Source organism: Methylorubrum sp. B1-46, from assembly GCF_021117295.1.
Lineage (GTDB): Bacteria > Pseudomonadota > Alphaproteobacteria > Rhizobiales > Beijerinckiaceae > Methylobacterium.
Map to the genome: position 1 here is coordinate 388,899 of NZ_CP088247.1, position 23,281 is coordinate 412,179.

33 protein-coding genes and 1 tRNA gene are annotated in these 23,281 nt (G+C 67.4%); 31 read left to right on the top strand and 3 right to left on the bottom strand.

Annotated elements, in window-relative coordinates; all coding sequences use genetic code 11:
• Positions 1-72 precede the first annotated feature (72 nt).
• The 22 genes from LPC10_RS01860 to LPC10_RS01965 all read left to right on the top strand — a co-directional run bounded on the left by LPC10_RS01860 (position 73) and on the right by LPC10_RS01965 (position 10,571).
• The gene (locus LPC10_RS01860) at positions 73-699 is read left to right on the top strand and encodes a S24 family peptidase (RefSeq protein WP_231345208.1); all 627 of its coding nucleotides are present in this window, start codon (positions 73-75) and stop codon (positions 697-699) included.
• A 102-nt stretch (positions 700-801) separates the two neighbouring features.
• Positions 802-1,101, top strand: coding sequence for a hypothetical protein (locus LPC10_RS01865; protein ID WP_231345209.1), 300 nt, complete (start codon positions 802-804; stop codon positions 1,099-1,101).
• A gap of 131 nt (positions 1,102-1,232) precedes the next feature.
• The gene (locus tag LPC10_RS01870) at positions 1,233-2,015 is read left to right on the top strand and encodes a hypothetical protein (protein WP_231345212.1); all 783 of its coding nucleotides are present in this window, start codon (positions 1,233-1,235) and stop codon (positions 2,013-2,015) included.
• Between the two features lie 544 nt (positions 2,016-2,559).
• Positions 2,560-2,706, top strand: coding sequence for a hypothetical protein (locus tag LPC10_RS01875; protein ID WP_231345215.1), 147 nt, complete (start codon positions 2,560-2,562; stop codon positions 2,704-2,706).
• Between the two features lie 71 nt (positions 2,707-2,777).
• On the top strand, positions 2,778-3,131 hold the full coding sequence (locus LPC10_RS01880; RefSeq protein WP_231345217.1) for a hypothetical protein: 354 nt from the start codon (positions 2,778-2,780) through the stop codon (positions 3,129-3,131).
• Complete coding sequence (locus LPC10_RS01885; RefSeq protein ID WP_231345219.1) at positions 3,122-3,262, top strand: hypothetical protein; 141 nt, start codon at positions 3,122-3,124, stop codon at positions 3,260-3,262. The genes LPC10_RS01880 and LPC10_RS01885 overlap by 10 nt, the downstream gene beginning before the upstream one ends.
• Positions 3,259-3,498, top strand: a complete 240-nt coding sequence (locus LPC10_RS01890) for a hypothetical protein (RefSeq protein WP_231345220.1) — start codon at positions 3,259-3,261, stop codon at positions 3,496-3,498. Before LPC10_RS01885 ends, LPC10_RS01890 begins: the two co-directional genes overlap by 4 nt.
• A complete protein-coding gene (locus tag LPC10_RS01895) occupies positions 3,498-3,851 on the top strand; it encodes a hypothetical protein (RefSeq protein ID WP_231345221.1) in 354 nt (117 codons plus the stop codon). Before LPC10_RS01890 ends, LPC10_RS01895 begins: the two co-directional genes overlap by 1 nt.
• On the top strand, positions 3,848-4,534 hold the full coding sequence (locus LPC10_RS01900; protein ID WP_231345222.1) for a hypothetical protein: 687 nt from the start codon (positions 3,848-3,850) through the stop codon (positions 4,532-4,534). Before LPC10_RS01895 ends, LPC10_RS01900 begins: the two co-directional genes overlap by 4 nt.
• Positions 4,535-4,575: 41 nt before the next feature.
• Positions 4,576-4,974, top strand: coding sequence for a hypothetical protein (locus tag LPC10_RS01905; RefSeq protein WP_231345223.1), 399 nt, complete (start codon positions 4,576-4,578; stop codon positions 4,972-4,974).
• Positions 4,975-4,982: 8 nt separating this feature from the next.
• On the top strand, positions 4,983-5,339 hold the full coding sequence (locus LPC10_RS01910) for a hypothetical protein (protein WP_231345224.1): 357 nt from the start codon (positions 4,983-4,985) through the stop codon (positions 5,337-5,339).
• A gap of 43 nt (positions 5,340-5,382) precedes the next feature.
• Complete coding sequence (locus tag LPC10_RS01915; RefSeq protein ID WP_231345225.1) at positions 5,383-7,206, top strand: hypothetical protein; 1,824 nt, start codon at positions 5,383-5,385, stop codon at positions 7,204-7,206.
• A gap of 1 nt (position 7,207) precedes the next feature.
• Positions 7,208-7,705, top strand: coding sequence for a hypothetical protein (locus LPC10_RS01920; protein WP_231345226.1), 498 nt, complete (start codon positions 7,208-7,210; stop codon positions 7,703-7,705).
• Between the two features lies 1 nt (position 7,706).
• Positions 7,707-8,165, top strand: coding sequence for a hypothetical protein (locus tag LPC10_RS01925; RefSeq protein WP_231345227.1), 459 nt, complete (start codon positions 7,707-7,709; stop codon positions 8,163-8,165).
• A 1-nt stretch (position 8,166) separates the two neighbouring features.
• The gene (locus LPC10_RS01930; RefSeq protein ID WP_231345228.1) at positions 8,167-8,817 is read left to right on the top strand and encodes a hypothetical protein; all 651 of its coding nucleotides are present in this window, start codon (positions 8,167-8,169) and stop codon (positions 8,815-8,817) included.
• Positions 8,818-8,821: 4 nt separating this feature from the next.
• Positions 8,822-9,211: a hypothetical protein gene (locus LPC10_RS01935; RefSeq protein ID WP_231345229.1), complete on the top strand. Its 390-nt coding sequence runs from the start codon at positions 8,822-8,824 to the stop codon at positions 9,209-9,211.
• A complete protein-coding gene (locus LPC10_RS01940) occupies positions 9,204-9,356 on the top strand; it encodes a hypothetical protein (protein WP_231345230.1) in 153 nt (50 codons plus the stop codon). The genes LPC10_RS01935 and LPC10_RS01940 overlap by 8 nt, the downstream gene beginning before the upstream one ends.
• Entirely contained in the window at positions 9,353-9,559 is a 207-nt protein-coding gene (locus LPC10_RS01945) for a hypothetical protein (protein ID WP_231345231.1), read from the top strand. The genes LPC10_RS01940 and LPC10_RS01945 overlap by 4 nt, the downstream gene beginning before the upstream one ends.
• Positions 9,549-9,896 (top strand): hypothetical protein, encoded by a 348-nt coding sequence (locus tag LPC10_RS01950; RefSeq protein WP_231345232.1) that lies wholly within the window; start codon positions 9,549-9,551, stop codon positions 9,894-9,896. Before LPC10_RS01945 ends, LPC10_RS01950 begins: the two co-directional genes overlap by 11 nt.
• The gene (locus LPC10_RS01955) at positions 9,889-10,173 is read left to right on the top strand and encodes a hypothetical protein (RefSeq protein WP_231345233.1); all 285 of its coding nucleotides are present in this window, start codon (positions 9,889-9,891) and stop codon (positions 10,171-10,173) included. Before LPC10_RS01950 ends, LPC10_RS01955 begins: the two co-directional genes overlap by 8 nt.
• Positions 10,166-10,348, top strand: coding sequence for a hypothetical protein (locus LPC10_RS01960; RefSeq protein WP_231345234.1), 183 nt, complete (start codon positions 10,166-10,168; stop codon positions 10,346-10,348). The genes LPC10_RS01955 and LPC10_RS01960 overlap by 8 nt, the downstream gene beginning before the upstream one ends.
• Positions 10,341-10,571, top strand: a complete 231-nt coding sequence (locus tag LPC10_RS01965; RefSeq protein WP_231345235.1) for a hypothetical protein — start codon at positions 10,341-10,343, stop codon at positions 10,569-10,571. Before LPC10_RS01960 ends, LPC10_RS01965 begins: the two co-directional genes overlap by 8 nt.
• Here the strand turns inward: LPC10_RS01965 and LPC10_RS01970 are convergent.
• Complete coding sequence (locus LPC10_RS01970; RefSeq protein WP_231345236.1) at positions 10,535-11,848, bottom strand: tyrosine-type recombinase/integrase; 1,314 nt, start codon at positions 11,846-11,848, stop codon at positions 10,535-10,537. The genes LPC10_RS01965 and LPC10_RS01970 overlap by 37 nt on opposite strands.
• Before the next feature lie 109 nt (positions 11,849-11,957).
• Positions 11,958-12,047, bottom strand: a tRNA-Ser gene (locus LPC10_RS01975).
• A gap of 132 nt (positions 12,048-12,179) precedes the next feature.
• On the opposite strand from LPC10_RS01975, the gene LPC10_RS01980 reads away from it, so the two are divergent.
• The 9 genes from LPC10_RS01980 to LPC10_RS02020 all read left to right on the top strand — a co-directional run bounded on the left by LPC10_RS01980 (position 12,180) and on the right by LPC10_RS02020 (position 22,537).
• Complete coding sequence (locus LPC10_RS01980) at positions 12,180-13,493, top strand: replication-associated recombination protein A (RefSeq protein ID WP_231346942.1); 1,314 nt, start codon at positions 12,180-12,182, stop codon at positions 13,491-13,493.
• Positions 13,494-13,528: 35 nt separating this feature from the next.
• Positions 13,529-15,025: a carboxypeptidase M32 gene (locus LPC10_RS01985; RefSeq protein WP_231345237.1), complete on the top strand. Its 1,497-nt coding sequence runs from the start codon at positions 13,529-13,531 to the stop codon at positions 15,023-15,025.
• A gap of 97 nt (positions 15,026-15,122) precedes the next feature.
• Positions 15,123-16,370, top strand: a complete 1,248-nt coding sequence (locus tag LPC10_RS01990; RefSeq protein ID WP_231345238.1) for an Hsp70 family protein — start codon at positions 15,123-15,125, stop codon at positions 16,368-16,370.
• 109 nt (positions 16,371-16,479) lie between these two features.
• Complete coding sequence (locus LPC10_RS01995; protein ID WP_231345239.1) at positions 16,480-16,836, top strand: hypothetical protein; 357 nt, start codon at positions 16,480-16,482, stop codon at positions 16,834-16,836.
• Positions 16,837-16,936: 100 nt separating this feature from the next.
• On the top strand, positions 16,937-18,322 hold the full coding sequence (locus LPC10_RS02000; protein WP_231345240.1) for an RluA family pseudouridine synthase: 1,386 nt from the start codon (positions 16,937-16,939) through the stop codon (positions 18,320-18,322).
• A gap of 206 nt (positions 18,323-18,528) precedes the next feature.
• A complete protein-coding gene (locus LPC10_RS02005) occupies positions 18,529-18,924 on the top strand; it encodes a serine/threonine protein kinase (protein WP_231345241.1) in 396 nt (131 codons plus the stop codon).
• 20 nt (positions 18,925-18,944) lie between these two features.
• Positions 18,945-19,646 carry an HAD-IA family hydrolase gene (locus LPC10_RS02010; protein WP_231345242.1) on the top strand — a complete coding sequence of 234 codons (702 nt, stop codon included), beginning with the start codon at positions 18,945-18,947 and terminating at the stop codon, positions 19,644-19,646.
• A 63-nt stretch (positions 19,647-19,709) separates the two neighbouring features.
• The gene (locus LPC10_RS02015; RefSeq protein ID WP_231345243.1) at positions 19,710-20,513 is read left to right on the top strand and encodes an ATP12 family chaperone protein; all 804 of its coding nucleotides are present in this window, start codon (positions 19,710-19,712) and stop codon (positions 20,511-20,513) included.
• A gap of 491 nt (positions 20,514-21,004) precedes the next feature.
• Positions 21,005-22,537 carry an acyl-CoA carboxylase subunit beta gene (locus LPC10_RS02020; RefSeq protein WP_166058218.1) on the top strand — a complete coding sequence of 511 codons (1,533 nt, stop codon included), beginning with the start codon at positions 21,005-21,007 and terminating at the stop codon, positions 22,535-22,537.
• Positions 22,538-22,683: 146 nt separating this feature from the next.
• On the opposite strand, the gene LPC10_RS02025 is transcribed toward LPC10_RS02020, so the two are convergent.
• Complete coding sequence (locus LPC10_RS02025) at positions 22,684-23,238, bottom strand: TerB family tellurite resistance protein (RefSeq protein ID WP_231345244.1); 555 nt, start codon at positions 23,236-23,238, stop codon at positions 22,684-22,686.
• Positions 23,239-23,281 lie beyond the last annotated feature (43 nt).

Consider the following 23,281-nt stretch of genomic DNA (forward strand, 5'->3'; position numbering starts at 1 on the left):
GGAATGACTTTGTCAAATTCCAATTCGTTTCGGAATTTGCCAGCGGACAGCTACGGTCTCGATATGCTGCGCATGGACGTGAAAGAGATCATCCGAGCCCTTCGGCAACCGGCGACGCCGGGCGGCAAGCGGCGCACTCAGCTTGAGATCAGCCTGGAGCTAGGCGTCGGGCAGTCAACCATCAGCAAGTGGGAAAATGGATCTCAGCTCCCCAATTTTTTTGAGGCGCAAAAACTGCGTGCATACGCGGTGCATAAAGGTATTCTGACCGAAACATCCCACGACCTTAGCACGCTTCGCACCGTATCAATTGTTGGTGCTGTAGGTCTGGGGGAACAAATCGAGTGGTATTCACAGGGGGACGGTGTGGGCTTGGAGCTTGTTGAGCTACCATTTCCTGTCCCGGAAGGTTGCTTTGCCTTAGAAGCGCGCGGAACATCTATGCACCCTCGGGTGAAAGACGGGGAGATTGTTGTTGCCAGGGCGAATGGCCACACGGCGGAGGATCTTCTCGGCCAGGAGGTGGTGCTTCGGACCGGTGAGGGAATCTACCTCTTGAAGACCCTGCGGCGCGGGTACTCACCCGGTCACTTCAACCTCGAAAGCCACAACGGCCCTCTGCGCGAGGATGAACGCGTCGAGTGGGTCGCGGAGATCTGGGCCATCATTCCAAGCCGGAAGTGGGTTCGCGTTGGGTAGCTGACACCCTTGTGAGCCATTCGTTCAAGAATATTTTTGCTTGACGGCATATTCCTAGTCGCATACGAATAAATCCATCGCCACACGGTGATGGAGCCGAACGTGTCCAGCCGCCAGATCAGCAACTTCACCTCCCGGTCGGCGCTCCAGGCTGACCGCGTTCAGGTACCTGTCGGCTTCCTCGCCTGCCGCGAGTTGGTCCGCGTCAACATCCGGCTCGGCAATCGCCCCCTGACCCTTTCGACCGGCGCCTATGACCGCGCCGCGATCATGCTGGCCGCACGTTCGGCCGCCGATCTCCATCAGCGCCGCTACGGCTCTTCCCGATCCGAGGCGATGTCTGTCGCCCTGAAGGCCACCTGGGCACTCGCCAAGGAAGGCCGCCGCTCGGCCGCACACTGATCCCCCCTCCCTCAAATCTTAGAAGCCGGAGCATCGTCGTGTCCGCATCTCCCTCTCATGCCGTAAACCCGTCTCGCCTTTCCGAGGTCACTGTCCTCGACAGTGGGGGGCACAATCCCGATGACGGCGGCATGTGTGCAATGGAGGCTGTCGCCTTCGTTGCGGGCGAGCCTTGGTCCGACCACCCGCAGTGCGCCTGCCCCGTCATCGGCGCGTTCATGCGCTCGTGGAACGACGGGCTGCCGGATGAGGAGCGCACGACGCTTCTGCTGCCACTGATCCCGAAGCTCGTCGGCACCCGCTCCACGCCTGAAGTCGAGAGCCAGCGTGCCACGATGGCGGCAGACTGGCTGGTCCGCATTCACACGCCGGCATGGCTTCGGCTCGCGGGACTGTCGGCGCAGGCCGATGCGCTGTCATCGTTGCCCGAAATCATGGACTTCGCGAACACGCCGTCTCTGCGCGGCCCTCTTGAGGCGGCTCGGAAGGATGCGGCCGCCGCCTGGGCCGCCGCCAGGGCCGCCGCCAGGGACGCCGCCTGGGACGCCGCCTGGGCCGCCGCCAGGGCCGCCGCCTGGGCCGCCGCCGGGGCCGCCGCCTGGGACGCCGCCGGGGCCGCCGCCAGGGCCGCCGCCAGGGCCGCCGCCAGGGACGCCGCCTGGGCCGCCGCCGGGGCCGCCGCCAGGGACGCCGCCAGGGACGCCGCCGGGGCCGCCGCCAGGGCCGCCGCCAGGGCCGCCGCCAGGGACGCCGCCTGGGACGCCGCCTGGGCCGCCGCCAGGGCCGCCGCCTGGGACGCCGCCGGGGCCGCCGCCGGGGCCGTCGCCAAAGCGAAGTTGGAGCCGACACGCCGCGAGCTTCAGCAATCCGCCCTCGCGCTGGTCGAGCGGATGATCGCCCTCAAGGGCGCCTGATCCCCTCCCCGTCTCCCGAACCGGAGTGCCTAGCCGTGCTCGCTCACCTTTCGACAGATGTGCAGATCTTGCTGGCCCTGTTTGGCCCGGCGTTCGTCATCGCCGCCATCGCCTTCACGGCGGATCACATCGCTTACGTGCGATCCCGTCCTCTCGGCGAGGAGGCTTGATCCATGGCCTCCGCCGGCATCCTCCGCGCCGCGCACACGGCGGGTAAGTGGGGCCAGAAAGAGTTTGAGGACGGCTGGAGCGTAGACACGCCTCGTCACGTCCGCTCCCTTTCGTGGCAGACCATCGGCAGCTCTGCGCGCCGCTATCCCATCGCGATCGTCCTTCAGCAGGACAAGCACATATGGCGCGACGGCGATCGTGAGCTTGACGCAAACGTTGCCCTGCTCAGCGCTGCCCCGAAAATGCTCGCTGCGCTGCGAGCGGCGGAAGCGTGCCTCTCCATCGTTGAGCCGCGCAGCGACCGTGCTGAATACCTGAAGACCCTCAAGGCCGTCCGCGCCGCCATTGCTGCCGCAGAGGCGGAGGCGGGACGATGGCTGTCTCTGCCCTCACCCGCACCGCTCTTGAAACCGCCCGCAGCGCCCTCGCCGAGATCGTCGCCGCGGCTCCCGAGAAAGAGCCCCATTACCGCGATTACGTCGCCCGCGAAGACGAGTGGGGTCGCGGCTGCGCGAACTGAGACCGCGCGAATACAGCCCGGCCCGCCCTTCAAATTGTCCGCATCGCTCTTGCCGAGATGGAAGCCCAGTCGTGACCTCCTCATACCTTGAAACCGTCCGCTGCCCCGTCGTCCGCGCTCGCAACCACGTTGCCTTCGCCGACGCCAATCTCACCGGCTTGGTGGCACGGCTGAAGGCCGGCGACCTCACTGACCGCAGCACCATCCGGCAGGCCATCGCCAAGTGCCAGCACGCCCGCCAGGACTTTGATCGGGCCATCTATGCCGCCCTCGAAGTCGAGACGCTGAACGGGCGCCAGCTCGCAGCCAACGACCCCGACGACCTGGCGGACGCTCTGCTCGCCCGCCTGGAGATCAATGAGCAAGCCGGGCGGGCCGCCTCCTACAACACCGGCTACCCGGAGGCGCACAGCCCATGGGGATGATGCTCGCGGCTCTCGCCTCCGCCTTCCTCGGCTCGGTCTGCATCTCCCTTCTCAGCCGTCACCTCGCCCGCCTCGATGAGGCTCGCGACTTCACCCCTCCCTCTCACATCGCAATCGGAGGCGAGCCGTGAGCACCTACGACGGTTCACCCGTGTTCGACCGCTCGCTTAGGGCCGCGCATGACACGGAAGTCCTGCTGAGCACCTTCGTCGGCTCGATGAAGCACGAGGCCCGGCACGCCGAGCCGTCTGCCGAGCGGGTCGCAGAGCTTGAGCACGTCGCCACCCTGCTTCGCGCTCATGCCGCGACGCTGACGACGCTCGCAGTTCGGCTTTCTCCCAACGTTGCGACGAGGAACGCTGCCTAATGACCTCCCGCAAGATCGTGGACGAAGCCGCCATCATCGCCCTGCTTGAGAAGGGCGGGAGCTACATGGAAGTGGCGGTCGAGGTGGGCCTTAGCGAGGGTCGAGTTGCCCGCGTGGCGGCTCGGCACAGCGAGAGTTCGCCTGCCTTCCGCGAGAGGCTGATCGCCCACCGCGCCGCTCGGGCGAAGCACGCCCGCAAGATGCTCGCTGCCATCAACGCCGTCCAAGTGCCGGGATGGGTGAAGCGGGCTGGTCTGGAGAGCGACTTCCGCGACACGGCTCGGGACTTCGGCGAGGACGCCGCCCTCCGCCATTGCCGGCGCATGACCGCTGAGATGAGGGCAGCAGCATGACCCTCACCTCCGAGACACGAGCGCCTGTGGGGGCGAGAGAGGATCTGTTCTACATCGTGGACCTGCGTCCGGAGTGGAACAGAAATCCCTACGTCAGCTTCTGGCGGCCGAACGATGCCGGCTACTGCTACGCGCTCTCATGGGCCGGCAAGTACACGGCCGAGCGCGTCGCCGAGGGCGGCCGGTACTACACCGACAAGGCGTGGACGAGTTCGAAGGGGCCGGGCCGCCTTTTCACCCGGTTCGCGGTGCGCTGCGCCGACATAGACGCGCTGGGCGTCGCCCCGGATACGGAGGGCCGCGGTCGGATCGACGGCAACGCTGGGCCTGTCCTGCGACAGTCCGGCGCCATGCGGAACGCGCTTCGGCGCCTGCGGTATCGCCCGAAGCCCTCCTCCCCGCCAACGAAAGCCAGAACGAGGGGGCTCAGACCCCTGGCGGTCTCGCTGAAGGGGGGGGCGGTGATGGCGATCTCTGCTGAGGACGCCGCCTTCATGGACCGCTTCGACGGTCTGTACGTCGGCATGCTCGACGCCGACGAGCTTGAGACCTTCGCGGATCTCTGCCGGCGCGGATTGCTGCGCCGATCCTACGCGCACCCCGGCGGCCTGCTTGGCCTCGCCCGTATCGAGCGCACTCCCCTCTCCCCCGATCCCGTCAACCCTCACGCGAAGGAGGCATAGCCATGCCTCGGAAGCCAATTCTTTGCCTCGACTTCGACGGGGTGATCCACTCCTACACAAGCGGATGGAAGGGCGCTCACGTCATCCCGGATAAGCCGGTGCCCGGAGCTATCCCCTACCTCCTGCGAGCGCTCGACAGCTTCGAAGTCGCGATCTTCTCTTCACGCAGCAAGAACCCGCTCGGCCGGCAGGCCATGAAGCGCTGGCTTTCGAATGCCATTGCCGACCACTGGGAAGCCGGTGGGAACGAGCCTTCCTTGGCAGAATGCGAGTGCTGGGGCGATGCCGCCAGCATCCATCGACGGTTTTCGTGGCCGTGGTTCAAGCCCGCCGCTCTCGTCACGATCGACGATCGAGCCCTGACCTTCAACGGCGATTGGGCGAGCCCTGAATTCAGCCCCAGCGCAATTCTGACCTTCAAGCCCTGGAACAAGAGGTAGGCACAGCCATGAGCCATCACAGCAGCGACCACTCCCTTGCCCATCTGCTCAGCAACACCGCGGGCACGACAGAAGACCTCGGCAAGATGCTCAAGGACGAGCTGGCGAACCTGAAAGAGAAACAGCTTCAGACATCGCTTGGGCCGACTGGCGACCACCCACATGGCCGTATCGTTCCGCATGACGAAGGCGGCCTGATGTTCGGCGTCACCGTCTTCAACGGCAGGGTCATCTTCGACTTCGGCAAGCCGATCCGCTCTATCGGCTTCACCCGCGAAGGCGCGCTCGAACTCGCTGAACTCATTCGCCAGCGAGCAGAGCAGTGCCCGTCTGTCCTGTTCTCGAAGCGCCGGTCTGAGGCCTAACCCCATGTCTATCCCAGCACAGGGCGCGGTAGGCGCTGAGACGATGACGGCGGAGGCCAAGACGGTTTCTGCCCGAACCCTCGCCGGGATGCTCCGCAGCCGCATCGAGCGCGCCGCCGAGCACAAATCCGAGACCGTCAGCCTCGGGCAGTTCTTCGCCGATCAGATCCACCGATACCTCACGGAGGCAGGCCATGGACCCGAACATGATGCGCGGATTGGGGACGTTCCTGCTGACGGCGGCGATCCTGATCGCGATCGTGGCCGGGATTGGGGGCTTCGTGCTCGGCAAGTTCATCTAGAGGCGCTGTCAAAGCGCGCCGCCGGTGGGAAGTGGTTCGCCAGCACCAATGGCGCGGACGGCCTTGCGCGCCTCGACAACGGCACGGACGGCATGTTCCCGATCCGCGGCGAGTGGCACGAGATCGAGTTCGTCGAAGCGCTCGTGAACGCCTACCGCCACGGTGATCTCGCCACACCCGCTCCCCGCACGGACGGCGGGATGACGGCGGGGGAGGATCACGCATGGACGTTTGAGCGGACGCGCACCTACCTGCTGGCCGAACTTGAACGGCTTCGCGCAGACCTTCACACAATCGGCGAAGATCTGACCGGCGAGCAAGGGAAAGCCGCCTCGTGGCTCGACGTTGCAACCGGGCGCGTGGCGAACGTGTCGTCCGTCCTAGCTTCAGCCACCCCCGCCCAGCCGGCAGGGGCCGTGCCGGATGGACTGCGGGCGCTGAGCGAGGCGGCGACGAAGGGCGAGTGGTACACCGAGAGCGAAAAGTGCGACGGGTCCTATGGCTCGGGAGAGGACTGCGGCGAGGGGTATCTCGCCTACAGCATTCTGACGGACGCCGAGCCCCGCTACGGCAACCCTGGCGTGATCGCGGAGACGAGCAACAGCACGCTCGGCGTCATTCACGAGGAGGCGGACGAGGACGGCTTCACGGCTTGGGACGAGACCGCACGGGCGAACACCGCGTTCATCGTCGCCGCCGTCAATTTCGTCCGCACCCTCCTCGCCTCCCATCCGGCCGGGCAGAGCGCCGGGTCGGGGGCGGAGACCGATGCGCTCGTTGATCGGTTTTCGGCGGCCCTGAAGGTGAAACTGCGCGCAGCCGAGGCTAAGTACGGCTGGAAGAACGGGTGGCTCAAGAGTGACTGGCAGGTGGAGTGCCAGAACGGTCTCCTACGCCACGTCGGCAAGGGCGACCCGCTCGACGTGGCAGCCTACGCAGCGTTTTGCTGGCATCACGGATGGCCCTCTGCATCAAGGCGATCAACTGACCTCGTTACTGGCGCCGTGATACCGACAGCAGGTGCCATTGCAGCGTACGAAACGCGCTACCCAGATGGCTCGCTTTCGGAAACCAGCGACAACACCATTGAGGCTTGGAACCGGGTCGCAGCCGCTGTTTGCCTCGCCGAGAAGCCCGCCCCCGACAGCACCAGCACGGGGGCGGCGGAGACGGTGGCGGTTCCAGTTGAGCCGACGCCCGGTATGGTCGAGGCCGGCTATCGGAACTCGAAGGGCTCTGGGAACATCAAGGGCGTCTATAGCGCCATGCTCGCGGCCCGCCCGGAAGCCCCCTCGGATGCGGGGTGGAGAGACATCAGCACGGCAGCCCCGGAGGCGCAGGGGGCGTGGAGCTTCGACATGGAGGCCGCGCCGCGGGACGGCACTCCCATCAACGTCGCCCGAGACAACGGCTGCGGCTGGGATCTTCTGACTGTCTGGTGGAGCGGGTCGGACACGGAATACCCGTGGCACACCGAGTCCGGCGCAGCCTATCCCGAGCATCGGTTCGACTGCTGGGCGCGTCTGCCCGCCCCGCCGGACTCCTCCGGTCAGGGAGGGCGCTAAGATGTACCAGTTCAGTGTCAACGCACCGATGCCTGCGGGCACGAAGGCGCCTCCTGTCGTCTACCGCTCTCCGTTTGCTCTGGGGCAGACGGTCTATGTGGGCGAGGACGATGCCACCAAAGCCATCGTGACCGGCATCCTCTGGAAGGAGGAGGCTCCGCAGATCGAACTATCCTGGATGCACAACGGGACGTTCATGAGCACGTGGGTCAGCTCGCGGCTGGTGCGCCCCGCTGATCCAGACGCATCCAAGACTCGCCCTCTCGAAATCACACCGGCCCACATAGAAGATGTCCTTTCCTCAATAAGAGGAGGAACAGCGACACGTGATACGGCTGAACTCATGGAGTTCATCGCCGATCGTCTCGTTGAGGTGCACGGCGAAAAACCCAACGTAGACTACATTTTGGCACTGCGAGAGAGGGCCGAGTTCTTGCGCCAAGCCGCGAAGGACTGCCGCTCTATCCTGGTCGCTACCAAAAAGACGGAAGTAGCCTGACATGGCCCATCATCCCGAGCACATCACCGTTAGGCTCAGCGCATTCGGCGAGGTCGAGCGCGATCGCGAGATTGAGCGGCTGCAAAACGAGAACGAGAACTTGCGGCATGCGCTCGACCGCACCCGCAACGTGCTCAACAACATGGCGATGGAGCATGAAACCGGCTGGCGCTCCATTTTCGCGCGCTGGCCCATCCACCATGAGCCGCTGCGATCCGATGCTCGCGGCCTGCTGCCGGTGGTCGATGCCGCTCTGGCCCAGCGTGCGAGCCGCGACGAGGAAGCCGAAGAACTATTCCAGTCCGAGCGTATTTCGGCGGCTCTCGCGACCTACGACTTCGTCCTCGGCGACATCGAGACGAACTATGAAGACCGCGAAGAGCGCATTTTCGACGCGATGAAGGCTGCTATCCAGCGTGCGGATCACATCGCTCGAACCGGTCGGACTGGGGAGCGCTGAGATGGTCGAACATCGAGAGCACGCTCGGGAACTGATCCGGCACTCGCTCAAGGTCGGCGCCCCCGGCCTTGCCGAGCCAGCCCGCGAAGCCATCGTCCGCAGCATCATGCTGAAGCTCGAAGGCAAGGTGCTCGCCCCGCTCCTCGCCGCCCTTCAGCAGGTCACGGCCGAGAGGGACGAATACGCCCTGGTGTTGTCCGACTGCGCTGCGGCTCTGGCACAAGTCCCGCTCGGGCAGCTTCCGGGCTGTGTCGATATGATGGTGGTCTCGGCGCTGGACGCCCCGCTTCCGAATGGCGAGCGATCTGAGATCATCGCGGCAGCGGAACGGATCAAGGCGCGTGTCACGGCCGAGAGGGACGAGGCGCGGGCCGAACTAGCCCGGCTCCGGGCCGAGGGAGAGGCGAAGGACAGGGCGCTGAAGGCGAAGGCCGAGGAGCAGGTCGCCTATTGGCGCAAGCGTCAGCAGGCCGAGAAGTGTCTTGAGGATGGCGCCAGCGAAGACGGGCTGACCTACACGCCGATCGGCGACGTGGCCGCTTGGCAGGGCGGCTACTGCAACGACCGCATGTCCGAGGCCGATTGGTGGCTGAAGACCATCCTGCACTGGCCGAACGAAGCCGCCCGCGCGGCCACGGCAAGGGAGGGGTAGAGCCATGATTGCCCGACAAATCGTCTATTTTGGCCAGCCCGCCGTCGTCATCTGCGACGCCAACTGCGGCAAGGCTTGGGGCATCCATGGCCGGCCGAAGGCCCGCCTCGGCGAAGATCCCGACGACTTCGCCTATCTCGCCGACAATGAGGTCGGGGAAGCCCCTGCCGATCCCGGCACGTACGAGGGCGGCCACGCCAAGCCGACGCATCCCGACGAGCGCTTGAACAAGTGGTGTGTCCGCGCCTGCGAGCGCTGCACGATGTCGAGTTCAGGCGGCGCGGGCCAAGTGATTGAGGCGACCGACTTCAGCCGGCGCCTCTTCAACCAGCCCTGGAAGCACCAACCCCCCACCCCTGCGCTCAACCGTGAGGAGGCCGACCGTCATGGGTGAGCGCATCCGAGCCCTCATCACGCAGGCCGAACACTGGCGCGACCAGCACGCCCGCGCCGGCAATTCCATTGACGCCGCCGCCTGCGCCATCCGCATCCGCGCGCTGCAAGACGCCCTCAAGATCGTGGAGGCAGGTCGTCCATGAACCGCCAGCAACGCCGCGCCCTCGAAGCCAAGGGCCTGACCGTCTTCCTGTTCTTCCGCGCCGGGCCTGACGGGAAGCTGTTCTTCTACCCGGTCGAGATCCCGGCCGCCCACCTAGACGACAACATCCGGCTCAACCCCGGCACGGTGAAGGTCGAGGACGTGAACGGCAACGTGGTTTGGGAGGCGCCCCGTGTCCACTGATCCCAAGAGCCTCGCCGCCGAGATCGAGGCGGTGACCTGCTCACTGACGTGCGCCGAGCAGTACCTGATAGAGGCCGATTTTGGCGCCGCCGCCGCTGCTGTGCGGGAAGCCTCAAGGCTCTTGGAAGCCCAAGCCGCCGAGATCGCCGCCCTCCAGAGCCGTGCCTTTGAGGACGGGGCGCGGTGGATGCGGGAGAGGGCGATTGCCGCCATCGACATGCACGACCGCGAGCGCCGCGAGTGGGTCAACGGCTCGCTGTGGCACATCCTGACCGGCGAGACGTCCAAGCGTGTCGCCGCCCTCCCTCTCCAGCCCGAAGGGGAGCGGAATGCGTAAGCTCACCGACGCACAGCGCGACTTTCTCAACTGGCTGGCGACGCAGCCAAACCACACAAGCGAGTGGACACGAAATGGCAAACGCACCATGCGCGGGCCGAAGCACTGGACTCATATGAAGGTCAGCGGGCCAACAAGCTCGTGGCTGATCGAAAAGGGCCAGCTTGACGGCATTCGCGGCCTCTATGGTCCAGCCGAGTTCGGCAGCAGAAACCTCTACGCCTTAACCGACGCTGGCCGCGCCGCCCTCGCCGAACAGGAGAAGGGCGATGCGTAGCGTGATCGTCCTGTCCCTCCTGACATGGGGCCTGATCGAGGCCGGCCGCTTCGTCAGCGACGGGTTCAGTTGGGGCCTCGCCGTGGGCTGCGCCTACGCCAGCCTCATCGCCTACGTCGTTGCCCGTCGAGCCACCCCCACCACCGAAGACAAGGGGAGAGAGGATCGTGCCTAGAGAGAGGGGCATCCTCGACTGCGGCGTCTCTTACGAGAGGCTACGCAAGGCGACGGCGGAAGCTGCCTACATCGTGGAGCAGTACGGAGAAGTTTATGCGCCCATTTTCGATCGGCTGTACGCCGAATTGCAAAAGGCAGAGTCCGAGGCCGCGCCGCGAGATCGCGCCCAGCGCTTCCTTGACGCCTACACCATGGACGGCGGCTTGAAGGCGATCCGCTGAAGCCACTCCTGTTTCTGCTCCAGGCTCGGCCCGAGGCCGTATCTGGGGCGGTGAAACTTGTGGCCCATGAGCGCCGCCATCAGCTTGTCGGGCGCCTCCACCTTCGTCAGCCGGTCTTCGAACGTGTGCCGCAGTGAGTAGAGCGTCTGCCCCTCAATCGGCAGGAGGCCGCGGCTATGCAGGATCTTGTTCACTGCCGCCGAAAGCGACGCCGCCTTGTCCCGGTAGCGAGGGAAGCCTTTCGGTTGCGCGCGGGCGGCCATGAGCGACACGCCAACCAGCGGGATTTCTCGGGCCGACTGGTCCGTCTTCATGCGCCGGCCGTCAGCTCGCACGATGACGTGCGGCACGGGAGCGTCCAACCGGATCGTGTCGCCGTTGAGGTTGCAGGCTTCCGACAAGCGCAGCCCCGTCTCTACAATCAGGTAGATTACACGTCGCGCCTCGTCGTTGAGGCCGTCCAACGCACCGTCAGCCAGGATGCGCTCCTGCACGAAGGGCGGAAGGAACGCGACGCGCTGACCTCCCGACGCACCACGGATGCGCATCTCGGAGAAGACAGGGCCAAGGCCGATCCGCATTGCGCGCTCGACCGCTTTGAACATCGTGTTGAGATGCCCGAAGTCCTTGTTCGCCGTATCGGGATCAAGCTCTTCGTCTGCGACGCGCCCCTGCCACCATTCGCGAAAATCGAGGGCTTGGTCGCGCGTCACGCTTGATATGGGCCGGTCGCCAACGACCTGGATCAGGTTAGCCACTGCTCGGAGTTTGGGGTTGCGCCACTTGCGAACTTGATCGGGCGAGAGGTCGCGAATGTCCGTCGCGCTCAGCCTCTCGTACTCAGCGAACAGATCGGACAACATCAATTTCGGCTGCTTCACGCCGCCGGCCAGCGCGCTCACGCTCAGTTCGTGCAGCTCGCTCCCCGACGTAGACGCAGCCTCTAGGCGGGCGACAATCTCAGGGATGGGGAGGCGGGACACCTCTGCCGCTGGCAGGTAATCGAAGCCAAAGCCTCGCGCGCGCTTCCTCGCGGCATCGTAACGCTTGTGGGCTTCTTCGGCCTGGCCGTTCAGCAGCCCGAGCCAGAATGCTTCAAGCTCCCCGTTGATCTTGTCGGCAACGCGCCGGGCCTTGGCGCCGCGGGGATCTTCCACAACCCGGATGCGGGTGGACTGCCGGACGATGCCGCGCCGGTCGAGATCGGCGACGTTCAGAGGGACGCGTCGGCTGTAGTGCCAAACGCCGTCGCGCTTCAAAAGGTAGTCGCCAGACATGGGGGCCGTGTGTTACGTTCTGTATGACGCCTTGTAGCACGAACATAGGAGCCAAGCGCAAGGGCTTAGTGAATTATCGTTATTTTACAGGAGCTTAGGCGATGTCGAGTGGCGGAGAGGGGGGGATTCGAACCCCCGATGGGCTTGCACCCATGCCGCATTTCGAGTGCGGTGCATTCAACCGCTCTGCCACCTCTCCGCAGAGGTGTCTCATCGACGGGATGCGCCCTAGCATGCGGTGGGCTGTCCCACAAGCCGGCTTCGCGTGGGAAGTGCGGATCGCGAACGGAAGGCTCTTGCGGCGGGAGGGGCTGCGGTGTTCATGCCACGCATGTCCGACCTGTTCGTTTCCGCCGGCCTCGAGACAGGCGCGCCCCGGCCACTCGCGGATCGTCTGCGCCCGCGGCGGCTCTCCGAGGTCGTGGGACAGGAGCACCTGACCGGGCCGGACGGGGCGCTGACGCGGCTTCTCGCCTCGCGCTCGCTCGGCTCGCTGGTGTTCTGGGGACCGCCCGGCACCGGCAAGACCACCGTGGCCCGGCTTCTCGCTCACGAGACCGCGCTTCATTTCGAGCAGATCTCGGCGATCTTTTCCGGTATCGCCGATCTGCGGAAGGTGTTCGAGGCGGCGCGCAAGCGCCGTGCAACGGGCCAGGGCACGCTGCTGTTCGTCGATGAGATCCACCGGTTCAATCGCGCGCAGCTCGATGCCTTCCTGCCGGTCATGGAGGACGGCACCGTCACCCTCGTCGGCGCGACGACGGAGAATCCCTCCTTCGAACTGAACGCGGCTCTGCTCTCGCGCGCCCGGGTGCTGCTGTTCCGCGCGCTCGATGCGGCCGCGCTCGCCCGGCTGCTGGCCCGGGCCGAGGAGATGGACAGCCAGCCCCTCCCGCTCGATGAGGAGGCGCGTGCGGCGCTGATCCGCATGGCCGACGGCGACGGGCGCGCCGCGCTGACTCTGGCGGAGGAGGTGTGGCGCTCGGCCCGTCCCGGCGAGACCCTCGATGCGGAGACGCTGCAGACCCTCGTCCAGCGGCGAGCACCGATCTACGACAAGGCGCAGGAGGGGCACTACAACCTCATTTCCGCCCTGCATAAGACCGTGCGCGGCTCAGACCCCGACGCGGCCCTGTACTATCTGTGCCGGATGCTCGATGCGGGCGAGGACCGGCTCTTCATCGCCCGACGGCTCGTGCGGATGGCGGTGGAGGATATCGGGCTGGCCGACCCGCAGGCTCTCGTCGTGGCCAACGCGGCCAAGGACGCCTTCGATTTCCTCGGCTCGCCGGAAGGCGAACTCGCGCTGGCGCAGGTCACCGTCTATCTCGCCTGCGCGCCGAAATCGAACGCGGTCTACACCGCCTACAAGGCCGCGACGCGGGTGGCGAAGGCCGCCGGTTCGCTGGCGCCGCCGCGCACCATCCTCAACGCGCCGACGGGGCTGATGAAGCGCATCGGCTACGGCGAGGGGTATCGCTACGACCACGACGAGCCCGACGCTTTCTCCGGCCAGGATTACTGGCCCGAAGCCCTCGGGCGCCAGCACTTCTACGAGCCGACGGAGAGGGGCATGGAGACCCGCTACCGGGAGCGGCTCGCCTACTGGGAACGGCTGCGGCAGGACCGCCGCGGCGAGGACTGACCGTCATAGGCGATACCGAAGGATTTCGACCGAACATGCAGGCTTACGCGACGCTCGCCGCCACCTTCGCCCGCCTCGGCGCTCTGGAGGATGCGAGCGGCATTCTCGGCTGGGACACGCAGACCCAGATGCCGGACGGCGCCTCCGATACCCGCGGCGAGCAATTGGCCGTACTGAGCGTGCTCGCCCACGAGATCCTCACGGACCCGCGCAATGCCGAGCGCCTTGAGGCGGCGGAGGCCGAGGCGGGTCTCGGCGCGTGGGAGCGGGCAAACCTGCGCGAGATGCGCCGGGCCTATGCCCATGCGGCCGCGGTGCCGGGCGATCTCGTCGCCGCCGCGTCGAGGGCGACGACGCGCTGCGAAATGATCTGGCGCGAGGCGCGGCGCGATTCGGACTTCGCCCGGCTGCGCCCGCATCTCGAGGAGGTGCTGCGGCTGCGTCGTCTCGTCGGCGAGGCCAAGGGGGCGGCGCTCGGGCTCGATCCCTACGACGCGCTGCTGGACGGCTACGATCCCGGCATGCGGCGCGCGCGCATCGATCCGATCTTCTCGGAATTGCGGGCCGTCCTGCCGGATCTCGTCGTCGCGGTGCGCGAGCGGCAGGCGGCGCAGGCCCCTGCCCTGCCGTTGCCCGGCCCGTTTCCGGTGGCGATCCAGCGGGAGATCGGCCTGCGGCTGATGCGGGCGGTCGGGTTCGATTTTTCCCGCGGGCGGCTCGATGTCAGCCTGCACCCCTTCTGCGGCGGCGCCACGGATGATGTCCGCATCACAACCCGCTACGACGAGGCCAGCGCCACCGGCGCGCTGATGGGCGTACTGCACGAGACCGGCCACGCGATCTACGAGCAGGGCCGCCCGGCCGCGTGGCGGCATCAGCCCGTGGGGCAGGCTCGCGGCATGAGCCTGCACGAGAGCCAGTCGCTGCTGGTCGAGATGCAGGCCTGCCGCTCGGCCGAATTCTGCGCCTACCTCGCCCCGACCCTTCGCGCGGCGTTCGGCGGTGACGGCCCGGCCTGGGAGGCGGAGAACCTGCACCGCCTCTACACCCGCGTCGAGCCCGGCTTCATCCGGGTGGACGCCGACGAGGTGACTTACCCGGCCCATATCCTGCTGCGCTACCGCCTGGAGACGGCGATGATCGCGGGCGACCTCGCGGTGGCCGACCTGCCGGGCGCCTTCAACGACGGCATGAGGGAATTGCTGGGACTGATTGTACCGGACGACCGGCACGGCTGCCTGCAGGACATCCACTGGCCGGGCGGCAGCTTCGGCTACTTCCCGACCTACACCCTCGGGGCGCTCGCCGCCGCACAGCTCTTCAGGGCGGCCTGCGCAGCGCACCCCGGCATCCGCCCGGCTCTGGCCGAGGGCGACTTTGCGCAATTGCGCGGCTGGTTGCGCGAGAACGTTCATGCCCGCGCCAGCCTGATGGAGACCGACGAATTGCTGCTCGCCGCGACCGGCAAGGCGCTCGGCGCGGAGGATTTCCTGGCGCATCTGCGCCGCCGCTATCTCGGCACGGAAGCGTGAGGGTCAGGCCACGCTGTGACCAATCGGGGATTGCGCTCGGCGGCGCGGGACCGTAACGGGGCCGCCCTCCCCTCGAGAATCCAAGCGATCCGGTCCCATGGCGGCCTGCGGCCTCGATTTCGGCACGTCCAACACCACCCTCGGGATCGGCGCGGGAGACCGTCCGGTCCTGGTGCCGCTGGAGGGCGCGCACCGCACCCTGCCGAGCGCGATCTTCTTCGCGCCCGGCCGCGACCCGCAGATCGGGCGAGCGGCGATCGAGGCCTATGTCGAGGGCACACCGGGCCGGCTGATGCGGGCGCTCAAATCGGTGCTCGGCTCCGCCTTGATCGAGGAGACCACGCCGGTCGGCCGCGAGCGCATCCGCTTCCGCGACGTCATCGCCCGCTACCTCACCCTGGTGAAGGCTCGCGGCGAGGCGGAGGCCGGCGTCGAACTCGACACCGTGGTGCATGGCCGCCCGGTGCATTTCGTCGACAACGATCCGGCGGGCGATCGCAAGGCGGAGGACACGCTGCGGCAGATCGCCGAGAGCATCGGCTTCCGCCATGTTCGCTTCCAGTACGAGCCGATCGCCGCCGCACTCGATTACGAGCGCATGGTGACGAGCGAGGAAATCGCGCTGATCGCCGATATCGGTGGCGGCACCTCGGACTTCTCCATCGTCCGGCTCTCGCCCGAGCGGCACCGGCGCGACGAGCGGGCCGACGACATCCTGGCCAATGACGGCATCCGCATCGGCGGCACCGACTTCGACCGCAACTTGAGCCTCGGTGCGGTGATGCCGCTCCTCGGTCTCGGGAGCCCGATGAGGCGGGCGGATCTGGCCGTGCCGAACGCCTATTTCCACGACCTTGCCACGTGGTCGAGCATCAACCGGCTCTACAATCCCAAGACCCTGCGCGAGATCGATGAGGTGGTGCGCGACGCCGCCCGGCCGGAACTCGTGACCCGTCTGCGCACGGTCGTGGAGGCGGAGCGCGGGCACTCACTCGCCATGGCGGTCGAGGGCGCCAAGATCGCCGCCTCCGATGCGGGAGTCGGCACGGTCGATCTCGACTGGGTCGAACCGGGCCTCGCGGCCGATGTCGATCGCGGCCGGCTCGCCGGGCACACCGACGACCTCGCGCGCCGGATGGCGCAGCGGATCGACCGATGCCTCACTCAAGCCGAATTATCCGCCGATCGGATCGACGCGCTGTTCCTGACCGGGGGATCGACGGGTCTGCCGCATGTGCGTGCGGCGCTCACCGCCTGCGTGCCGACGGCGCGGGTGGTCGATGGCGACACGTTCGGCTCGGTCGGGCTCGGCCTCACCCTGGAGGCGGCGCGGCTCGCGGCCTGACGCGACCGGTCTTCCCCGAACCTCCTTGCACGGAACAATCGCCGCCGATTTGCGCATGTCCCGGACCCCCTCCGGTGGGATGAGCCCACCCCGTCAGGCGAGATTCCGCATGTTCGCGCGACCGAAGACGATCCGTCCGGCCCACAATTTGCGGACGGGCCTGGCGCTGTCCGCCCTGTTGCTGTTCGCGCCGATGGGCGCCGCTCGCGCCCAGTCCGCGGGCGACCCGGCGGGCCCCGGCAGCTCTCGGACAAGCGGAAGCGGCGCGAACAGCGGCGCCGAGGGAGCGGCCGCCGGCTCCGTCGGCGCGTCGGGGCAGGCGCCGGGCAGCGGCTCGGAAACCGGCCAGGGCGGCAACGTCGGCGCGCGGGGCGGCGGCTCGGCCGGTGTCGGCGAGACCGGAACCGGCATGGGCGGTTCGACCGGAACCGGGATGTCCCGTGGCGGGAGCAGCACCGGGCGCTGACGCCTCGCGCCATGCGCTGGACGCGGTCGCGGACAGAGAATCGATGCTCCCATCAGCGGCGACGCTTTGCGCCGTCATCTCAGGATGATAGCAGCGGCGCATGAAGGGACGTCCTCCACATCGCGGGTCCGGCGCGAAACGCGGGCCCGGCGGCTACACGCCGCGCCCCGGCACGGGACCGCGCACCTCAGCCAAGGACGCCGCCCAGCGCGCCGCGCGCAACCGCGGCGACGATGTCAGCGACCGCTCGCCCTGGGGCGACGACGCAGCAGCCGAAAGCGCGCCGCGCCCGCCGCGCAAGCCAAGGACGGCCGCCCCGAAGGCGGATCCTTCTCGAGAGCGCGCCGGGCCGTCGGCCCCCCGAGCCTCCGCTGCCAAGTCGGCGCGGGCCGATTCTACGTGGGCCGATTCTAAGCGGGCAGAGTCCCCTGCACCGCCTGCCGGCCCGACCCGGCGCGAGCAGCGCGCGGCCGCCTCGGCGACGCTGGCGAGCGGCGTGCAGACACTGACCGTCGCCCCCGACGAGGCCGGGATGCGCATCGACCGCTTCCTCGGTGCGCGCTTTCCGCAGCTTCCCTTCACCCGCGTGCAGAGCATCGTCCGTAAGGGCGAGTTGCGGGTGGACGGCAAGCGCGCCAAGCCGAACGATCGTCTCGAGCCGGGATCGAGCGTGCGGGTGCCGCCGCTCAAGCTGGAGCAGCCGGCCGACCGCCCGCGCAGCGCCGCCAAGATCGACGGGGATGCCGAGTTCCTGCGTTCGCTGATCCTCTACGAGGACGCGGACATGATGATCCTCAACAAGCCGTTCGGGCTGGCGGTGCAGGGTGGCTCGGGCACCGTGCGCCATGTCGACGGCCTCCTGGAGGCGCTGACCGGGCCGGACGGGCAGCGCCCGCGCCTCGTCCACCGCCTCGACAAGGACACCGCCGGCTGCCTGATCGTCGCCAAGACGCGGCTCGCCGCCGCGACGCTGGCCAAGAGCTTCCGCTCCCGCGCCGCGCGAAAGATCTACTGGGCGCTGGTGGCCGGCGTGCCCCGCACCCGCCAGGGCCGAGTCTCGACCTATCTCGTCAAGGACGAGCCCACCGATGCCGACGCGCGCATGCGGGTGGCCAAGCACGGCGACGAGGGCGCGAGCCACGCACTGACCTACTACGCCACCGTCGATCAGGCGGCGCAGAAGCTCGCGTGGCTCTCGCTTAAGCCGGTCACGGGCCGGACGCACCAGTTGCGCGCCCACGCCGCGCATATCGGCCACCCGATTGTCGGCGACCCGAAATATTTCGACGTGGAGAACTGGGAGCTACCCGGCGGCATCCAGAACCGTCTGCATCTCCTGGCCCGCCGCATCGTGATCCCGCATCCGCGCACGGGCCAGCCGGTCGATGTCAGCGCGCCGCTGCCCCCGCACATGGCCCAGAGCTGGAACCTGCTCGGCTTCGATGCCGCGCGCTACGACCCGATCGTCGAGGCGCCGGAGGCCTGAGCCGCCCGCCCTTCACGAAAGCGCAGAGCGCCTTGGAAGTCGGGGCTCTTGCCATAGGTGTCGCATCGTAAGCCTTCCGCGTGGACGGGAACACGGCGAGGTGCTTCTATCGGTGCGAACCGATGAGGCGTGGCGACCGGTTGCCGCCCCGCCTCACGGACGCCTTCGTCCCGCTGCTGGCCGCCGCTACGAGGTTTTAGGATCGCATGAGGCCCGTCACGCTGTTCTCCGTCGCGCTTGCCGGCCTCGTCTGCGCCGTCACGCCGGTCGGCGCGGCACCGCCCGGCGACAAGGCGCAGGGTCCGATGCAGGGGCAAGCCCAAGGGCCGCTTCAAGGGCAACCCCAAGGCCAGCCGCCGGCACTGCCCCAGGGACAACCGCCCTCCGCCGCCCCGCCCTCACAGGCGGCCCAAGCGCCGCGGTCGCAGGGCCAGGGCATGCGTGCCGCCGAGCGCCGACGGCGGATCTCCTACGCCGCCTGCAACCGCGAATCGCATCGCCGCAAGCTTTCGGGAGGCGCGCGCCGCCGGTTCCTCGTTCGCTGCCGCCTCGGTTACGAGCGGCGCCCGGCCTCGCAGCCGGCGCCCGTCCGTCGCCCTTGAGCCTTCGAGGCGACGCGTTCGTGCTCAAGCTGATCGTCTTCGATGTCGACGGCACACTCGTCGACAGCCAGCACCTGATCGTGGAAGCTCAGCGGCGTGCCTTTTCCGAGCACGGGCTCGAAGCGCCCGCGCGCAAGGAAGCGCTTTCCGTCGTCGGGCTGTCCCTGCCCGAAGCGTTTCGCCGTCTCGTCGGCGAGGCCGGGCCGATCGAGTCACTCTCGCACAGCTACCGCAAGGCGTTCCAGACGCTGCGCGTCGATCCGGATTACGAGGAGCCGCTGTTTCCGGGGATGGCCGAGCTGGTCGAGCGTCTGCATCGACGCGACGACATTCAACTCGGCATCGCCACGGGCAAGTCGCGCCGGGGCGTCGATCATCTTGTGGACAAACACGGCTGGGAGCGCTGGTTCGCCACGATCCAGACCGCCGACGACGCGCCGTCCAAGCCCGATCCGGCGATGCTGCTCCAGGCGATGGGCGAAGCCGGCGCCGAACCGTCGATGACAGTGATGATCGGCGACACCACCTACGACATGATGATGGCCCGGAGCGCGGGCGTGGCGGCCATCGGCGTCGGCTGGGGCTACCACACGCCCGGCGCGCTGTTCGGCGCCGGCGCGGTGACGGTGGTCGATACGGCAGCCTCCCTGAGCGACCTGTTCTCGGGTCCTCTCGACGGCTCGAAAGCCGGCCCGGTCTCGCCGCGCCTTGCCGCCTCGTAGAGAATTGCTCTTGGCCGCAGCGGACGACTCGCACGAGGCTGCGAGACATCCTATCTGCGAAGCATGAGCACTTCAGGCGACGACGTGACCCGCGATTGGCTCGGCGAGCCCGGCGGCGATGGACAACTCGATCCCATCCGAGCCGCCCGCGCGAGCACAGCACCGACGCTGCCCAAGCGCTTCTACGCGCAGGCCGGCGTCGCGGAGGCCGAGGGTGGCTTCCGCCTGGTGCTCGACGGGCGCGGCGCAAACACACCCGGCCGCCGGCCGCTCGTCGTCCCCGATCTCGGGCTCGGTGAAGCGCTCGCGGCGGAATGGACGGCACAGGAGACGGTGATCGATCCGCGCACGATGCCACTGACCCGGCTCGTCAACACGACCATCGACGGCGTCGTCGAGCGCCGCGCCGCAGTGGCAGAGGATCTCGGCGCCTTTGCCGGCACCGACCTCGTTGCCTACCGCGCCGGAACGCCGGACCGCCTCGTCGCTGAGCAGGCCGCCGCCTGGGATCCGCTGGTAGACTGGGCCGGTGAGGCGCTGGGTGCGCGGCTGTTCCTCGCTGAGGGAGTCATGCATGTGGAGCAGCCGGAGGATTCGGTGGCGGCGCTTCGCGCGGCGATCGACGCGGTCGACGACCCGTTCCGGCTGGCGGCGCTTCACGCTCTGACGACGCTGACTGGCTCCCTCGTGATCGCGCTGGCGGTGCTGCACCGGCGCCTGAGCGCGGACGAAGCCTGGGCGGCCGCCCATATCGACGAGAGCTATCAGGCGAGCATCTGGGGGCGCGACGCGGAGGCCGAGGCCCGTCTCGCCCACCGCCGGACCGAATTCGACGCGGCCGCACTCGTCGCCCAGCGCAGCCCCTGAGAGGCACCATACTTTTTCATTGGATGCGATCACTTGATGGGCAGGATGCCTTTCTTGGAGCAATGAGAAAGTAACCGTCTACCGAAACTCAAGTGTCGCTTCTCCGCACGATCGGTTCGCTTCGCGCAGGCTCCACTCTCGGTCTCGTCTGAGTTTCGAGACGAACGTGCCGATCCTTCGACGCGACACCCGGCAGGTCACCCTTATCACCGTCGCTGCCCTGCTCGTCCTGAGCAGCGCTACCTGCGCGCCCCGTCCGCACCGGTCGAGCCGACGCCGCTCGTCAACACGGGCGAGCCCGCGTCCGGCCGACGAGCCGGGCCCACATGAGGTGCATGCCATCGCCGAGCATTGGCCCAATGGACGCCCGCCGAGCCGTTTCCGAGTGCGGGAACGCGTGCTAAGGGCGATCGATCGATGCAAGGTCAAGCTCTTACGCTGTGATCTGCATTCAATAAACGATTTCGATCGTCAGGGAGTCTCGCCGGACCATGAAGGATATTCTCGAGAAGCTTGAAGAGCGCCGCGCGCAGGCCCGTCTCGGCGGCGGGGAAAAGCGGCTCGAGGCGCAGCACAAGCGCGGCAAGCTGACGGCGCGCGAGCGCATCGAACTGCTGCTCGACCACGGGTCGTTCGAGGAGTTCGACATGTTCGTCCAGCACCGCTCCACCGATTTCGGCATGGAGAAGCAGAAGATCTCCGGCGACGGCGTGGTGACCGGCTGGGGCACCGTGAACGGGCGCACCGTCTTCCTGTTCTCGAAGGACTTCACGGTGTTCGGCGGCTCGCTGTCCGAGGCGCACGCGGCCAAGATCGTCAAGGTTCAGGACATGGCGCTGAAGATGCGCGCGCCGATCATCGGCATTTTTGATGCCGGCGGCGCCCGCATCCAGGAGGGCGTGGCGGCGCTCGGCGGATACGGCGAGGTGTTCCGCCGCAACGTCGCCGCCTCCGGCGTGATCCCGCAGATCTCGGTCATCATGGGACCCTGCGCGGGTGGTGACGTCTACTCGCCGGCCATGACCGACTTCATCTTCATGGTGCGCGACACGAGCTACATGTTCGTGACCGGCCCGGACGTGGTGAAGACCGTGACCAACGAGGTCGTCACGGCGGAAGAACTCGGCGGCGCCAAAGTCCACACCTCGAAGTCGTCGATCGCCGACGGCTCGTTCGAGAACGACGTCGAGGCGATCCTGCAGATCCGCCGCCTGCTCGACTTCCTGCCCGCCAACAACATCGAGGGCGTGCCGGAGATCGAGAGCTTCGACGACGTCAACCGCCTCGACAAGTCGCTCGACACGCTGATCCCGGACAACCCGAACAAGCCCTACGACATGGGCGAGCTGATCCGCCGGGTGGTGGACGAAGGCGACTTCTTCGAGATCCAGGCAGCCTATGCCCGCAACATCATCACCGGCTTCGGCCGCGTCGAGGGTCGCACCGTCGGCTTCGTCGCCAACCAGCCGCTGGTTCTGGCCGGCGTGCTCGACTCGGATGCCTCGCGCAAGGCCGCCCGCTTCGTGCGCTTCTGCAACGCCTTCTCGATTCCGATCGTCACCTTCGTCGACGTGCCGGGCTTCCTGCCCGGAACGGCGCAGGAATATGGCGGTCTGATCAAGCACGGCGCGAAGCTGCTCTTCGCCTATTCTCAGGCGACGGTGCCGCTCGTGACCATCATCACGCGAAAAGCCTTCGGCGGCGCATACGACGTCATGGCCTCCAAGCATGTCGGCGCCGACCTGAATTACGCTTGGCCGACGGCGCAGATCGCGGTGATGGGCGCCAAGGGCGCGGTCGAGATCATTTTCCGCGCCGAGATCGGCGACGAGGCCAAGATCGCCGAGCGGACCAAGGAGTACGAGGACCGCTTCCTCTCGCCCTTCGTCGCGGCCGAGCGCGGCTATATCGACGAGGTGATCATGCCTCACTCCACCCGTAAGCGCATCGCGCGGGCGCTCGGGATGCTGCGCACGAAGGAGATGGAGCAGCCCTGGAAGAAGCACGACAACATCCCGCTCTGAGGCGGGCCTGCGAGAAGGCCGCCCAGGGGGCGGCCTTTTTCGTTCGATTACGGCGTGTGACGTCTCATACGATTTCCGGTCGATGGCTTCGCCTCGCGATGACGGAGGAGATGGGGCAGACCCGACCGGATCAGCCGGAAGCCGTATCACCCGAAATTCCCGGAACGGCTCGTGGCGAGTGTCGGCTTGCCGCCGCTCAAGCGCCGCTTGAGCCGCACCAGCGCCTCGCGCTGCAACTCGCTCGGGGCGGAATGGGCGGAGGCGACCTTCGTCAGCATGTCCACGAGCTGCATCCGCTCGGCCTCAGTCAGCTTGTCGCGAAGCAGCGGGAGCAGCGGGTCGGCCGCGAGGGAGAAGGGTCGGCGCTCCTGCGTGTAGCGCCAGGCCCGCTCGAAGGTCGCAGAGATCGTCTGGATCTCCAGCGGGTTCTCCATCAGCTCGAGGATGCGGGTCTTCTCGGAGGCCGTGATCGGGCTGCCGGTGCGCACGATTTGGATCATCAGGATTACGGCCGCGAGGCGCACGTCGTTCACCCGCTGCAGCGGCGTCCCGATGATGTTCTCGAATGCGGACTTCGCCTGGCGCTGGAGCCCCTTGGTGTCCTGATCGATCTCCTTGAGCTGCTTGACCGCGTAGTGGGCCCGCAGAAGCCAGAACAGAACGCTGGCAATGATGGCGGCAAAGATAATGAGAATCGGCAAAAGGCAGTCTCCGCGAACGCACAAATGATGCGAATCGCAGCGA